Source organism: Pantoea sp. UBA7232, from assembly GCF_002473195.1.
In the GTDB taxonomy this organism is placed as follows: domain Bacteria; phylum Pseudomonadota; class Gammaproteobacteria; order Enterobacterales; family Enterobacteriaceae; genus Pantoea; species Pantoea eucrina.
In genome coordinates this window covers 41,757-55,015 of sequence record NZ_DKTK01000014.1, presented here as the reverse complement: position 1 = coordinate 55,015, position 13,259 = coordinate 41,757, and the positions used below count along the sequence as shown (strand labels likewise).

Annotated in this window: 13 protein-coding genes; 6 read left to right on the top strand and 7 right to left on the bottom strand. The window is 57.7% G+C overall.

Features of this window, described 5'->3' with window-relative positions; all coding sequences use genetic code 11:
• Positions 1-21 precede the first annotated feature (21 nt).
• The 5 genes from B4056_RS13245 to yeiP form a co-directional block, all read right to left on the bottom strand.
• A complete protein-coding gene (locus B4056_RS13245; protein WP_113655369.1) occupies positions 22-1,587 on the bottom strand; it encodes a cyclic di-GMP phosphodiesterase in 1,566 nt (521 codons plus the stop codon).
• 208 nt (positions 1,588-1,795) lie between these two features.
• A complete protein-coding gene (gene mepS / locus B4056_RS13240) occupies positions 1,796-2,371 on the bottom strand; it encodes a bifunctional murein DD-endopeptidase/murein LD-carboxypeptidase (RefSeq protein WP_071668040.1) in 576 nt (191 codons plus the stop codon).
• Positions 2,372-2,886: 515 nt separating this feature from the next.
• Positions 2,887-3,594 carry a phosphatase PAP2 family protein gene (locus B4056_RS13235; protein WP_071668039.1) on the bottom strand — a complete coding sequence of 236 codons (708 nt, stop codon included), beginning with the start codon at positions 3,592-3,594 and terminating at the stop codon, positions 2,887-2,889.
• A 46-nt stretch (positions 3,595-3,640) separates the two neighbouring features.
• Positions 3,641-4,615, bottom strand: a complete 975-nt coding sequence (locus B4056_RS13230) for a CobW family GTP-binding protein (RefSeq protein WP_071668038.1) — start codon at positions 4,613-4,615, stop codon at positions 3,641-3,643.
• 121 nt (positions 4,616-4,736) lie between these two features.
• Positions 4,737-5,309, bottom strand: a complete 573-nt coding sequence (gene yeiP / locus B4056_RS13225) for an elongation factor P-like protein YeiP (RefSeq protein WP_065648868.1) — start codon at positions 5,307-5,309, stop codon at positions 4,737-4,739.
• Positions 5,310-5,459: 150 nt separating this feature from the next.
• Between yeiP and B4056_RS13220 the strand changes: the two genes are divergently transcribed.
• The 4 genes from B4056_RS13220 to fruA all read left to right on the top strand — a co-directional run bounded on the left by B4056_RS13220 (position 5,460) and on the right by fruA (position 9,777).
• On the top strand, positions 5,460-5,714 hold the full coding sequence (locus tag B4056_RS13220; protein ID WP_071668037.1) for a YkgJ family cysteine cluster protein: 255 nt from the start codon (positions 5,460-5,462) through the stop codon (positions 5,712-5,714).
• 274 nt (positions 5,715-5,988) lie between these two features.
• Positions 5,989-7,119, top strand: a complete 1,131-nt coding sequence (fruB, locus tag B4056_RS13215) for a fused PTS fructose transporter subunit IIA/HPr protein (RefSeq protein WP_113655367.1) — start codon at positions 5,989-5,991, stop codon at positions 7,117-7,119.
• Positions 7,116-8,054: a 1-phosphofructokinase gene (gene fruK / locus B4056_RS13210; protein WP_039385473.1), complete on the top strand. Its 939-nt coding sequence runs from the start codon at positions 7,116-7,118 to the stop codon at positions 8,052-8,054. The genes fruB and fruK overlap by 4 nt, the downstream gene beginning before the upstream one ends.
• 19 nt (positions 8,055-8,073) lie before the next feature.
• Positions 8,074-9,777 carry a PTS fructose transporter subunit IIBC gene (gene fruA, locus B4056_RS13205; RefSeq protein WP_108569522.1) on the top strand — a complete coding sequence of 568 codons (1,704 nt, stop codon included), beginning with the start codon at positions 8,074-8,076 and terminating at the stop codon, positions 9,775-9,777.
• A 49-nt stretch (positions 9,778-9,826) separates the two neighbouring features.
• On the opposite strand, the gene nfo is transcribed toward fruA, so the two are convergent.
• Both nfo and B4056_RS13195 read right to left on the bottom strand, forming a co-directional pair.
• Entirely contained in the window at positions 9,827-10,675 is an 849-nt protein-coding gene (gene nfo, locus B4056_RS13200; RefSeq protein ID WP_113655366.1) for a deoxyribonuclease IV, read from the bottom strand.
• 56 nt (positions 10,676-10,731) lie between these two features.
• Complete coding sequence (locus B4056_RS13195; RefSeq protein WP_071668033.1) at positions 10,732-11,772, bottom strand: YeiH family putative sulfate export transporter; 1,041 nt, start codon at positions 11,770-11,772, stop codon at positions 10,732-10,734.
• A 103-nt stretch (positions 11,773-11,875) separates the two neighbouring features.
• Between B4056_RS13195 and B4056_RS13190 the strand changes: the two genes are divergently transcribed.
• A complete protein-coding gene (locus B4056_RS13190; RefSeq protein ID WP_288654967.1) occupies positions 11,876-12,253 on the top strand; it encodes a YkvA family protein in 378 nt (125 codons plus the stop codon).
• 9 nt (positions 12,254-12,262) lie between these two features.
• Positions 12,263-13,129 carry a DNA-binding transcriptional regulator YeiE gene (yieE, locus tag B4056_RS13185; protein WP_071668032.1) on the top strand — a complete coding sequence of 289 codons (867 nt, stop codon included), beginning with the start codon at positions 12,263-12,265 and terminating at the stop codon, positions 13,127-13,129.
• The last annotated feature ends 130 nt before the right edge of the window (positions 13,130-13,259 follow it).

Genomic DNA, 13,259 nt, shown 5'->3' with positions numbered 1-13,259 from the left:
CGGTAAGCGTGTTAAGCCACCTTACCCGAAACGCGGAAAGTTTTGATAGTAGCTGATCAACTTTTCCGGCCGCAGCGGCCGGCTGAACAGGTAGCCCTGCAAATGCGTCACGCCGCGGCTGACCAGCCAGCTGGCCTGTTCGTGCGTCTCCACGCCCTCCGCCACCGTTTTGAGATTGAGCTTCTTAGCCAGCAGCAGCACGGCGTCCAGCACCGGCGAGGTGAGCGTCTCGGTGCCGATGCTCTGAACAAATCCCCGATCTATCTTCAGATAATCAAACGGATACTTTTCCAGATAGATCAGCGCGCTATGTCCGGTGCCGAAATCATCGATGGCAATGCTGAACTGGTTAGCGCGCAGCCAGGCAAACACCTCTCCGGCGTTGGCTTCTTTCACCATGGTGCGCTCGGTGATCTCAAACACATAGCTGAAGTGGTCAGCAGGCATTGCGGCAATCCACGTCTGAACGTCGTGACGAAAGCTGTCGGCGGCAAGGTGCAGCGGGGAGAGGTTCAGGCTCAGACGCGTACCGCGCGGCAGCTGCTGGCTCAGGCTATGCGCATCGCGCGCGACCAGGCAAAACAGATGCCGGGTAAGCGGAATAATCAGGTTCTGCGCTTCGGCATAGCTGATGAACACATCGGGCGGGATCGTACCCTCTATGGGATGCGCCCAGCGCAGCAGCGCTTCCACGCCGTAGGGTTGACCGTTATGCGCCATGATTAACGGCTGATATTCAACGTAGAACTGCCCGCGCCGGATTGCCAGCATGATCTCGCGCGCCGGGCGCTGGTGGCGGTTAAGCAGCACGCCGGTCAGACAGCCGATCATCAGCGCAAACAGGACGCCGGTCAGCAGCGTCATTTGATAGTCGCGCGTTGTCAGCGTGCTGCCATAGAGAACAAAGCGGATATCACTCTGCGGCAGCGTAAGGGCGGTCAGTCCGGCTGGCAGGTCGCGGCGCGGAATAGCGTGGCTGACGTCGCTCTTCAGCGCATTGTTGCCAATAACCAGCGCCATGCCGGTGATTTCAGGGTGATAAGAGGCGAGCAGCTGGTAGGGCGCAAGAGAGAGATTTACCGTTGTCAGGATGCCGCTCTCTGCGCCGCCGGGATACTTGAGCCACAGCGCCAGCGCCGGACGCGACGGCAGCAGCGGGGTGCCCGGCAGCAGCCGTATATCGCGATCGCTCTCCAGCTCGGTGGCGGGTGAAATCTCACTAACAGGCAGCCTGAAGGCGCCGGTGGCCGATGAGCACCAGGCGAGGCCGTCCCGCACCAGCAGAATCGCGCGGATATTATCTGCAAAGGCGGCACGCGAGGTGAGTTCACGGCTGACGCTGTTGCAATCCAGCATCGTATACTGCTGCAGCGGACGCAGCGTGTCGGTCAGCGTTGCGAGCATCTGCTGCAGGTCGTCCGCGCTGTGCTGCAGCAGCAGTTCATGCTGCTGCTGGCGTTTATGCCAGGTCAGCGTAAGCAGTATGGTGATAAAAAGAGTAAACGAAACCATGCCTGCCAGCGCACTCTTCCGGAACAGACGGCGCATGTGCGTAGCGTGCGGTTTCAGCGTCCGCGACAGTGGCATGGTGTCAATGTTCCTGATATTGCCATGTGAGTAAACCGTCTGAGGCTGCACCGGAGAGGCTGTGAGAATATAACGAGGATGCCAGGAAAGTCTTGTTATATTTCTGATTACCAACTGGATTTCAGCGGAGTAGATATCCGCAATAAAAAAACGCTGCCGGGGCAGCGTTTCTGTTTTCTCTGGCTGAGAGAATCATCGGAGAGAGGGGTTAGCTTTGATTTTTAGCCAGAACCCGTCGTGCTTCGCGGTAGCGCGTCTTCCAGTAGCTGTCATTGAGATTTGAAATCATGACGCCGCTGCTGGTAGAAGCGTGGACAAAGTTATCATTGCCCAGATAAATGCCGACGTGTCGCCCGGTTGAGCCGGCGCGGAACAGCACTAAATCACCCGGACGCAGTTTACCGCGTGAAATGCCTTTGCCCGTATCCTGCTGCTCATAGGTTGAGCGGGGCAGTTCCAGACCAAACTGGTCGCGAAAGGTGCGCTGAACAAAAGCAGAACAGTCGATGCCACGTTTGGTGTCACCGCCTAAGCGATAGCGAACACCTTTCCAGTCGCTGTACTGTTCCATGATGCGGGACTTGATGTCCACATTCTGCACCATTTGTTCAAATTCGTCCTGAGACGCCTGAAGTAAAAAACCATTGTGGTTGTTAACTTCATGATTCTCGTTTTTCGCATTCTGGCCATTATGGCTGCTGCTACATGCTGATAAAAGTGTTGCTAATGCTACCGCGGGAATGATCCGCCTGAGGTATCTCAGAATTGGTTGAGACTTGACCATTATACGTGTGTTCCTTCGATGTCCTTACGACAGAATGTCGCCAGCCAGATGACAAAACGGGTTGAGATTAATAAGTACAGCGGTCTAAGACAAATCCTTAATTACTAAAATGTGTTAATGCACACATTTTTCGCTCAGTTTGCCACCACATTTTATGCTGCACCAGGGTAATCGAGCTTGAGGTTAACTGATTACAGACCCCGTGGCGAGTGGTTTTATATAAATTTCTATAGGTTTTTTTGATGTAAATTAAAACATTCACTGAACGGCTACTTTATCACCAATCGGGCGTAATTAATGCGCAAATAAGCGGCGGCTTAAGCAGGTAATTCCGGCGTTAGCGCTGATTTTCAGCGGGTTCTGACTGGACAGGGGATAACAAGAGAAAAGGTTAAGGCTTGTTTGCCATCATGTTTTCTTTTGATGGCAAACTGTTAGGTTGCTAATAGTTTTTTTAAACATTCAATAAGCGCAGGCGGGTCACTTTTTGCTCTCCGGTTACCTGCGCTAAACAATTACCCGCGTGGCTTATATTTGCCAGGCAGCGTGCGATATAGCCACGCCACCAGTTTGTCGCTGGCCGGCGTTAATAACCACCAGCTCAGTCCAACTAATATTACCGACAGCGAACCCACGGCAATATCGGTAAACCAGTGGGCGCCGGCCATTATGCGCGGCAGGGCAAACAGCACCACAATCAGCACGCCGGTTAAAAATGCCCGGAAGCCGAAATAGCGCCACATAAAGCAGGCAAAAATAATCAGCATCATGCCGTGGTCGCCAGGAAAACTGTCGCGCGAGGCATCCTTTGCCGGAATACCGGTGAGTTCACTGACGCGATGGACGTTATCAAAAAACAGCGTCGGGCTGGCGTGTTTCACCGGCAGCAGATGTCCCAGCTGGTTAAGTAAAACTGCCGTCAGCAGCATAGTTATCCCGATAGCCAGCATACGACGACGGCCTTCAGGCGTTTCGCGTCGCCAGAAGGCGAGGTAGAGCAGCCCCATCGCCAGCAGTGAAACCGCATCAAAACCGCGATAGTTGGTAATCGCCACCAGGACGGCAAATGCGTGGTGATCGACCATCAGATCGTTGAAGCTGAAAAAGATCCCTTTATCGATAGTGAACCAGAAACCGTGATTGGCTGGCAGATACCACGAGAGAAATAGCATCACACCCAGCGCATTAAGCAGCAGGATGGTGACAAGACGTGTTGCGCGCATAAAAAGTAACACCCAAAAAGTGAAATAACGGGCAAACCTATCGCAATTAATTTAAACGAATCTTCAACAGCGAGGTCTGCAGAGCATTCCAGTCGGCTGGCTGATGATGGATCAGTTCAATACGGCTGTCGGGAGGCGCGACCGGACGGGTTTCAATAAACAGATCGTCCCCCTGTCGGTTAACGTTCACCAGGCCATCTGGCGTACGCAGCACGCCTTTTACCCGATCGACCGGCGCACGTCGCGCCCATTCCAGCAGTGGAATGGTATCAAACTGCGTCTCTTCATCGAAAATCCAGCCACACGAAGCATAGCCCTGACCTTCATTTAACGCACGCCGCCAGCGCGCCTGACCCTCCAGTTTCAGCGCCGCCAGTCCCTGTGGGCGGGTGCTGTGAGCGTGGTGGAGTGCGTCCGGAACCGGGCGATCGTGTTGTGCGGGGTGTGTCAGCAGCGCCGGGTCTATTTTCCCCCAGGCTGTCTCTGTCAGCAGGCGATCGCCCAGATTGTCCCGCTGCCAGTCCGCCAGACGCTGGCGATCTTCCGGCTGCCAGCGATCGCTTTTACTGGCGACGATAATGTCAGCGGCAGTGAGCTGATCGCGAAAATTTTCGTTTGCGGCCACGCGCGCATCAGCAAGCTGACGCGGATCGAGCAGCGTCAGCGTCGCATCCACCGTTATCCACGGCTGATAGACGGCGGCGCGCAGCATATTAAGTAACTGTTTGGGATGGCCAAGGCCGGTGGGTTCGATAATCAGACGATCGGGTCTCGCCTGTTTCAGCAGCATATTAAGCCCGACCTGCAGCGGCAGACCGTTAACGCAGCACATGCAGCCGCCGGGGATCTCTTTTAGTTCAGCGCCGCGGTTGGCCAGCAGGGCGCCGTCTATACCGACTTCGCCAAACTCATTGACCAGAATAGCCCATTTTTCATCGGCTGGTTTATGCGCAAGCAGATGCAGCAGCGTGGTGGTTTTACCGCTGCCGAGAAAGCCGGTAATGAGGTTAACGCGCGTCATAGTTTCTCCCTGTGGCCTGCTGCTGTCTGGCAGGCAGTGAACTGAGCGCGCGGCCGGTAACGCGGGCCGCGCCGGATGTTGTTATAGTATAACAACCTGCCGGGCGCGGACAACGCAGCGATCAGTCAGCGCGGCTCATATAGCGCCGTTCAGCTACGTGAATGCGAATACGGTCGCCGTTGCTGAGGTATTCAGGCACCTGCACCGAGAGGCCGGTACTCATCACCGCGGGTTTGGTGCGCGCGCTGGCAGAGGCGCCTTTGATGCCGGGCGTGGTATCAGCAATCACCATATCCACCGTCTGCGGCAGCTCCAGCGCCAGTACCTGGCCCTCCATCGTCAGCACCTGCATACCGGGAATACCGCCCTCCGGGATAAACAGCAGCTCTTCGGCAATCTGCTCCTGCTTAAAGTTGTAGGGCGTGTAATCTTCATCATCCATAAAGACATATTCGTCGCCGTCGATATAAGAGAAGGTCACCGGGCGACGGCTCAGCTGAATGGCATCGATAATATCGTCGCCTTTAAACCGCTCTTCGACCTTGAGGCCGGTACGCACATCGGTAAACCGCATTTTATAGAGCGTGGCTGCCCCGCGTGCGCTGGGACTCTGCACATCAATATCCTTCACCAGCAACAGCTTGCCGTTCCAGGTCACGGCCATTCCTTTTTTGATTTCGTTTGCCTTAGGCATGATGTTATTTACTCAGAAAAGAGAGGTGCGCGTCACGTTACGCGCGCGACCGGAAACAGGCAAGTAAGGCCCTGTAAAATTGTTATCTGCACATAGCTTTCAGCAGGCGGGGCTGCTATTGTCGCCGCGAAATCTCTGCCGGAGCGCTTCATGTTATGCCGCGACCAGTGCGGTGCCTGCTGCACCGCGCCCTCAATTTCTTCGCCTATTCCGGGTATGCCTCATGGCAAGCCCGCCAATACGCCCTGCGTTCAGCTGGATGCGCAGCAGCGCTGCCAGCTGTTTGGTTCGCCGCTGCGTCCAGCCGTCTGTGCTGGCCTGCAGCCTGGACCGGAAATGTGTGGCAGCAGCCGGGATGACGCAATGATCTATCTGCTGCAGCTTGAGGCAGAGACGGCACCCTGAAAAGCTGTAAGCCTGCTGAAAATCTGCCCGACCCGCCGCCTTTACTTTCAGCAAACTCATCAGCTGAGGCGTGCGAAAAATCTTAATTTCCCGATGAAGTGTGCGTAGCGTCAAAGATCTGTTCTTTGGTTTACGCATTTTCTTGCCTCGAAGAGCCGCCTGTACCATATTCCCTGAAACGTTTCAGCGTTGTAGTTGCGGCTAAGTGGCTGTGATGCAGCGTGTTTTTTCGCCATTAAGCTGAAACGATTCAATTCAGCAAGCGAGGAGAGATATGTTCCAGCTCGAAGTTCAGGCCATCCATACAGGCGCCACGGCACAGACAAAAGAAGACGCTATTAGTCAGGTTGCCGCCGCGCTGACCGCAGCAGGCAACGTTGCTGAAGGCTATGTCAGCGGCATGCTGGCTCGCGAACAGCAGACCAGCACCTTTCTCGGCAACGGCATCGCTATTCCACACGGCACCACCGACACCCGTGACCTGGTGCTGAAAACCGGCGTACAGGTTTTTCAGTTTCCCCAGGGCGTAGAGTGGGGCGAAGGGCAGATTGCCTATGTGGCTATCGGCATCGCCGCTAAATCAGATGAGCACCTGGCGCTGCTGCGTCAGCTGACGCATGTGTTAAGCGATGACAGCGTGGCAGAGCAGCTAAAAACGGCCTCTGCTGAGGATCTGCGTGCGCTGCTGATGGGTGAGAAGCAGGGAGCTGAATTTACCTTTGATACCTCGCTGATTGCGGTGGATGTCGCGGCGAGCGATCTGATCACGCTGCAGGCGCTGAATGCCGGTCGTCTGCAGGCGGCAGGCGCGGTTGACGCCGCATTTATCACCGACGTTATCTCCCGCACGCCGCTGAGTCTGGGGCAGGGGATCTGGCTGAACGACAGCGCGCAGGGTAACCTGGGCAGCGCTGTCGCGGTAAGCCGCCCGGCGGTGCCGTTTGACCGGCAGGGCGAGCGCGTGGCGCTGCTGCTGACGGTTGCCGCAGTGGATGAGCGTCCGCTGGAGGTGCTGGGCTACCTGAGTAACCTGCTGCAGAACAATAAAGCTGAACGTCTGCTGAAAGCGGATGCAGCCGGCGTACTGGCGCTGCTCACCAGCGAAGTGGATGAAGCCGCTGAAGTGCTGACCGCAGAATTTACCATTCGCAATGAGCATGGCCTGCATGCGCGTCCGGGCACTGCGCTGGTCAGCGTTATCAAGCAGTTTAACAGTGATGTCACGGTTACCAACCTTGACGGCAGCGGTAAGCCCGCTAACGGCCGCAGCCTGATGAAAGTGGTGGCGCTGGGCGTGAAGAAAGGCCATCGCCTGCGCTTTACCGCCAGCGGTGATGATGCGCCGCAGGCGATGCAGGCTATCGAAGAGGCCATTAATTCCGGTCTGGGCGAGGGGGCAGCATGAGCCGTCGCGTCGCCACCATTACGCTGAACCCGGCGTATGACCTGGTTGGCTTTACGCCGGAGATAGAGCGCGGTGAAGTCAATCTGGTCAAAACCACCGGCCTGCATGCGGCAGGCAAAGGGATCAACGTTGCCAAAGTACTCAAAGATCTCGGCATCGACGTCACCGTCGGCGGCTTTCTTGGCCGGGAAAATCAGGATGGCTTCCAGCAGCTATTCAGCGAGCTGGGAATAGCCAATCGCTTTCAGGTCGTGCAGGGGCGTACCCGCATCAACGTAAAGCTTACAGAGAAAGATGGCGAGGTAACCGACCTCAACTTCTCCGGCTTTGAAGTAACCGCGCAGGACTGGGAGCGCTTTACCGCAGATTCACTCACCTGGCTCGGCCAGTTCGATATGGTCTGCGTCAGCGGCAGCCTGCCGGGCGGCGTGACGCCAGAGGCGTTTACCCGCTGGATGAGCGATCTGCGTACGCTCTGTCCGTGCATCATTTTTGACAGTAGCCGTGATGCGCTGGTTGCGGGTCTGAAAGCCGCCCCGTGGCTGGTTAAACCAAACCGGCGCGAGCTGGAGATCTGGGCTAACCGCAAGCTGCCTGAACTGCAGGATGTGATTAACGCGGCGCATGAACTGCGCGAGCAGGGCATTGCTCACGTGGTGATCTCGCTCGGCGCAGAAGGTGCACTCTGGGTCAACGCATCTGGCGAATGGCTGGCAAAACCGCCGGTCTGTGAGGTTGTCAGCACGGTCGGTGCCGGTGACTCCATGGTCGGCGGCCTGATTTATGGCCTGCTGATGCGTGAATCCAGCGAACATACGCTGCGACTGGCTACCGCCGTGGCGGCAATGGCTGTCAGCCAGAGCAACGTCGGCGTAGCCGATCGTACCCGGTTGGCCGCGATGATGGCGCGCGTCGACTTACAACCCGTTAACTAACAGCAGGAGAGCGATGATAATGAAAACGCTGCTGATAAAAGATTCTTCACTGGGACTGGCCTCCGCACATCTGGCTATCGAACGTCTGCGTGCTGCAGCAGCACAGGCCGGACTGGAGCTGGTCAGCACTGCCGCTGAAGCCGAACTGATCCTGGTTGCCGGCGACAATATTCCGGAAGATACGCAGCTGACGGGCAAATCCGTAGCGCGCGTTGATGTGCAGCAGGCGCTGCGCGATCCTCAGGCGGCGATAGCACAGGCGCAGGCAAACGCGCAGCGCTGGCAGCCCGCAACCGCACCGGCAGCCGGGGCTGCCGCAGCACCGGTTACGGCCAGCGCGCAAAAGCGCATTGTCGCCGTTACCGCCTGTCCGACCGGCGTCGCACACACCTTTATGGCGGCAGAAGCGATTGACGCGGAAGCGAAAAAACGCGGCTGGTGGGTAAAAGTCGAAACCCGTGGTTCCGTTGGCGCGGGCAACCCGATTACTCCGGAAGAGGTGGCCGCCGCCGATCTGGTGATCGTGGCAGCGGATATCGATGTGGACCTGGCGAAATTTGCCGGCAAGCCGATGTACCGCACCTCCACCGGCCTGGCGCTGAAGAAAACGGCGCAGGAGCTGGATAAAGCGCAGGCGGAGGCGAAAGTTTATCAGCCCTCCGGCAGCCAGAGCGCCAGCGCACAGGGCGACAGCAAAGAGAAAGCGGGCGCATACCGTCACCTGCTGACCGGTGTCTCCTACATGCTGCCGATGGTGGTTGCAGGCGGCCTGAGCATTGCGCTGTCGTTTGCGTTCGGGATCACCGCGTTTAAAGAGCCGGGCACGCTGGCAGCAGCGCTGATGCAGATCGGCGGCGGCAGCGCATTTGCGCTGATGGTGCCGGTACTGGCAGGCTTTATTGCATTCTCCATCGCCGATCGTCCTGGCCTGACGCCTGGCCTGATTGGCGGCATGATTGCCACCAGCATCAATGCCGGTTTCCTGGGTGGTATTATCGCCGGCTTTATCGCCGGTTATGCGGCGAAGTTCCTGAGCAGCAAAGTGAAGCTGCCACAGAGTATGGAAGCCCTGAAGCCCATTCTCATTATTCCGCTGGTTGCGAGCCTGATCACCGGCCTGCTGATGATCTACGTGGTGGGTAAACCGGTTGCCGGTATCATGAGCGGCCTGACCAGCTGGCTGGCCAACATGGGCACCGCAAACGCCGTGCTGCTGGGCGCCATTCTTGGCGGTATGATGTGTACCGATATGGGCGGTCCGGTCAACAAAGTGGCCTACGCGTTTGGCGTCGGGCTGCTGAGTTCGCAAACCTATGCGCCGATGGCCGCGATTATGGCTGCGGGCATGGTGCCACCGCTGGCGATGGGTTTGGCGACGCTGGTTGCACGCCGCAAGTTCAATAAAGGGCAGCAGGAGGGCGGCAAAGCGGCGCTGGTGCTGGGTCTCTGCTTTATCTCTGAAGGGGCCATTCCGTTTGCGGCGCGCGATCCGATGCGCGTGCTGCCGTGCTGCATCATTGGCGGAGCCGTGACCGGCGCCATCTCAATGGCGATTGGCGCGAAGCTGATGGCACCTCACGGCGGTCTGTTTGTGCTGCTGATCCCGGGTGCGATTACGCCGGTGCTGGGCTATCTGCTGGCGATTATCATCGGTACCGCGATTGCCGGTCTCGGTTACGCCGTGCTGAAGCGTCCGGAAGAGGAGCTGGCGAAAGCTGCGTAACCCGACGGACATAAAAAAAGGGAGCTAAGGCTCCCTTTTTTATTGTCCGCTATCCGGCGTGCTGCTCAGCTTTAAGCCAGGCGATCTCATCTTTCCAGATATCGGGATTGATGGTTTCCAGGATCAGCGGAATGTTATCGAAGCGCGCATCTTTCATCAGCCAGCTGAACACGGTTTTGCCGATGTTGCCTTCACCCAGACTGTGATGGCGATCGACGCGGCTGCCAAGGGCACTTTTGGCATCGTTCAGATGCATACCGCGCAGATAGTTAAAGCCCACCACGCGCTCAAATTCGGAAAAGGTAGCGACACAGTCAGCTTCGGTGCGCAGATCGTATCCGCCGGCGAAGGTGTGACAGGTATCAAGACAGACCCCCACGCGCGATTTATCCTCGACGTGCGCAATAATGGTCGCAAGATGCTCAAAGCGATAGCCGAGGTTACTGCCCTGGCCGGCGGTATTTTCAATCACCGCGACGACATTTTGCGTTTTATCCAGCGTGATGTTGATCGATTCGGCGATGCGCTTCAGGCACGTCTCTTCATCAAGCTGCTGCAGATGGCTGCCGGGGTGGAAGTTCAGCAGCGTCAGGCCAAGCTGGTCAGCGCGCTGCATCTCATCCAGAAACGCGGCGCGTGATTTCTCCAGCGCTTCGGCCTCCGGGTGACCCAGGTTGATCAGAAAGCTATCGTGCGGCAGGATTTGCGCGGAAGAGTAGTTATACCGCGCGCAGGCGCTTTTGAACGCGTCAATGGTCTGCGCAGAGAGCGGTGCGGCTTTCCACTGACGCTGATTTTTTGTAAAGAGCGCAAAGGCGGTGGCCTCCAGCTCATGGGCGCGGATCACTGCCTGATCCACGCCGCCGGATGCGCTGACGTGTGCACCGATATATTTCATGCCGCTCTCCTGTATGGGCGTTAACTAAAGCAAGGCGCACATGATAGCGGAAGCGGCTATGCCATGAAATGTTGCACCAGCAAATTCAGCGCGCCGCCGCCGACGATGAGCCAGCAGAACATCATCAGCCCCAGCAGCAGCGGTTTTGCGCCCGCCTGTTTCAGCGCGGAGAAGCGCGTGGTCAGACCCAGCGCTGCCATCGCCATCGCCAGCAGCAGGTTGGCCAGCTGGTTCAGCGCGCTAACCACTCCGGCTGGCAGCAGTTGCAGTGAATTCACCAGCGCGACCGCGATAAACAGCAGTGCAAACCACGGAAAGCTGCGTGCAGACGTTGCCGTGCGCGGGCCGCGCTGCCGGAGCCAGCTGCCCAGCAGCAGCAGGAAAGGGGCCAGCATCATGACGCGCAGCATCTTGGTGATCACCGCCATATTCTCTGCTTCAGCGCCTATGGCGTGCCCGGCGGCTACTACCTGCGCCACCTCATGCAGCGTGGAGCCGGTAAAGATGCCAAACTGCGCGGCGCTGACAGCGGGCAGCAGTGCAAACAGCGCGGGATAAAGCAGGATGCCGGCGGTACCAAACAGCACCACGGTTGCCACCGCCACCGCCACTTTCGAGGCGTCAGCTTTGACCACGGGTTCCGTCGCCAGCACCGCCGCCGCACCGCAGATGCTGCTGCCGGCACCAATCAGCCACACCGTCTCGCGATCCATCTTTAGCAGCCGGATGCCAGCCAGGCAGGTAAGCAGGAACGTTGTGCCGATAATCAGCGTATCGATAATCACGCCGCGCAGGCCGACGCCGGCTATCTGCTGAACGGTGATGCGAAAACCAAAAAGAATAATGCCGAGGCGCAACAGGCGCTGTTTTGCCAGCAGCACACCGCTGTCGCAGTGGCTGGCGATACGCGGGTAAAAAGTATTGCCGGCAATAATGCCGCCAACGATCGCCAGCGTCAGCGCGCCCAGACCGACGTGAGACAGCCACGGCAGCGAGGTAAGCCAGGCGGCGCAGCCTGCCAGCGCCGCCGTGAGTGCCAGACCCGCCACCACCCGGCAGGGCGGGAGCACCGGTTTTATTATGCTAAATTCAGCCATTAACCACCTCCTGAGTATGGCAATAGCCTGCGCCTCTCTGATATAAAAGTGAAATTGATAATATCTTTATAATCGACCGGAATAAGTGATAAGGAGAAAGGCTATGTTTGTGCGTCTGCGCCGCTGGGCAAAGCTGATTAAGCGGGATGTCCTGACGCTGTGGTTTGCCTGTCGCGATCCGCGTACGGCATGGTGGTTCAAACTGATGGCGTTTGAGCTGGTGGCCTATGCGCTCAGCCCGATTGACCTTATTCCGGACTTCATCCCGATTATTGGTCTGCTGGATGACGCCATCATTGTACCGCTGGGCGTGATTATTCTGCTGCGCCTGCTGCCGCGCGATATTCGTATCAGCAGCGCTGAACGCGCGGAAGTACAGCGCGCGCGCGGAGTAAAAATTGTCAGTCGCGCCGGATTTGGCCTGATCCTGCTGATCTGGATCGGCATTATCGTCTGGCTGATACAGCGCTATATGGCCTGAGGAGCAAGCATGCATATTACGCTACGCCAGATTGAAGTGTTTACTGAGGTGCTGAAGAGCGGTTCCACCACCCAGGCCTCGCAGGTGCTGTCACTGTCGCAGTCGGCGGTGAGCGCGGCGCTGGCGGATCTCGAAAACCAGCTGGGAGTACAGCTGTTCGATCGCGTAGGCAAGCGGCTGGTGCTGAATGAGCATGGGCGGCTGCTCTATCCGCGCGCCGTCGGGCTGCTGGAGCAGGCGGGTGAAATTGAGCAGCTCTTCCGGGAAGATAGCGGGGCGATCCGGCTGTTTGCCAGCAGTACCATCGGTAACTATTTGCTGCCGGGCATGATTGCCGCCTACCGGCGCGATTTTCCCGCACTTCCGCTGGAGCTGAGCGTCGGCAACAGTCAGGATGCGATTCAGGCCGTTGCAGATTTTCGCGTGGATATCGGCCTGATCGAGGGACCGTGTCACGAGCCGGATATCATCAGCACGCCGTGGCTGGAAGATGAGCTGGTGGTGTTTGCAGCACCCGACTCGGCGCTGCTGCAGCAGCCGGTGACGCTGGTAAGCCTGGCGGCGGCACCGTGGATCCTGCGTGAACGCGGCTCCGGTACGCGTGAAATTGTTGATTACCAGCTGCTGTCGCATCTGCCGCAGTTTCAGCTGGGTATGGAACTGGGTAACTCCGAAGCGATCAAACATGCGGTACGGCACGGCATGGGCATCAGCTGCCTGTCGCGCCGGGTCATTGCCGACCTGCTGGAAGCGGGCACGCTGGCAGAAGTGGCGGTTCCGCTGCCGCGCCTGACGCGCACGCTCTACCGCATTCACCATCGGCAAAAACATCTCTCAAACGCGCTCAACCGCTTTCTTGCCTACTGCTGTGAATAGCCGGCGGCGGCGGGTGCTGCTAATAATCGCCCGCCGATCATGAAGGTAACTAATAACCCGAGGTGAATGCTATACAGCGCAGGGTTAGCTGCTACAATCGCGCCTTATTTTTATCCGGCATAGCGTTTAC

Bases quoted from the DNA above. Each gene is read 5' to 3' on its own strand.
- B4056_RS13245 (WP_113655369.1), bottom strand. From the start codon at position 1,587: ATGCCACTGTCGCGGACGCTGAAACCGCACGCTACGCACATGCGCCGT.
- mepS (WP_071668040.1), bottom strand. From the start codon at position 2,371: ATGGTCAAGTCTCAACCAATTCTGAGATACCTCAGGCGGATCATTCCC.
- B4056_RS13235 (WP_071668039.1), bottom strand. From the start codon at position 3,594: ATGCGCGCAACACGTCTTGTCACCATCCTGCTGCTTAATGCGCTGGGT.
- B4056_RS13230 (WP_071668038.1), bottom strand. From the start codon at position 4,615: ATGACGCGCGTTAACCTCATTACCGGCTTTCTCGGCAGCGGTAAAACC.
- yeiP (WP_065648868.1), bottom strand. From the start codon at position 5,309: ATGCCTAAGGCAAACGAAATCAAAAAAGGAATGGCCGTGACCTGGAAC.
- B4056_RS13220 (WP_071668037.1), top strand. From the start codon at position 5,460: ATGTTATGCCGCGACCAGTGCGGTGCCTGCTGCACCGCGCCCTCAATT.
- fruB (WP_113655367.1), top strand. From the start codon at position 5,989: ATGTTCCAGCTCGAAGTTCAGGCCATCCATACAGGCGCCACGGCACAG.
- fruK (WP_039385473.1), top strand. From the start codon at position 7,116: ATGAGCCGTCGCGTCGCCACCATTACGCTGAACCCGGCGTATGACCTG.
- fruA (WP_108569522.1), top strand. From the start codon at position 8,074: ATGAAAACGCTGCTGATAAAAGATTCTTCACTGGGACTGGCCTCCGCA.
- nfo (WP_113655366.1), bottom strand. From the start codon at position 10,675: ATGAAATATATCGGTGCACACGTCAGCGCATCCGGCGGCGTGGATCAG.
- B4056_RS13195 (WP_071668033.1), bottom strand. From the start codon at position 11,772: ATGGCTGAATTTAGCATAATAAAACCGGTGCTCCCGCCCTGCCGGGTG.
- B4056_RS13190 (WP_288654967.1), top strand. From the start codon at position 11,876: ATGTTTGTGCGTCTGCGCCGCTGGGCAAAGCTGATTAAGCGGGATGTC.
- yieE (WP_071668032.1), top strand. From the start codon at position 12,263: ATGCATATTACGCTACGCCAGATTGAAGTGTTTACTGAGGTGCTGAAG.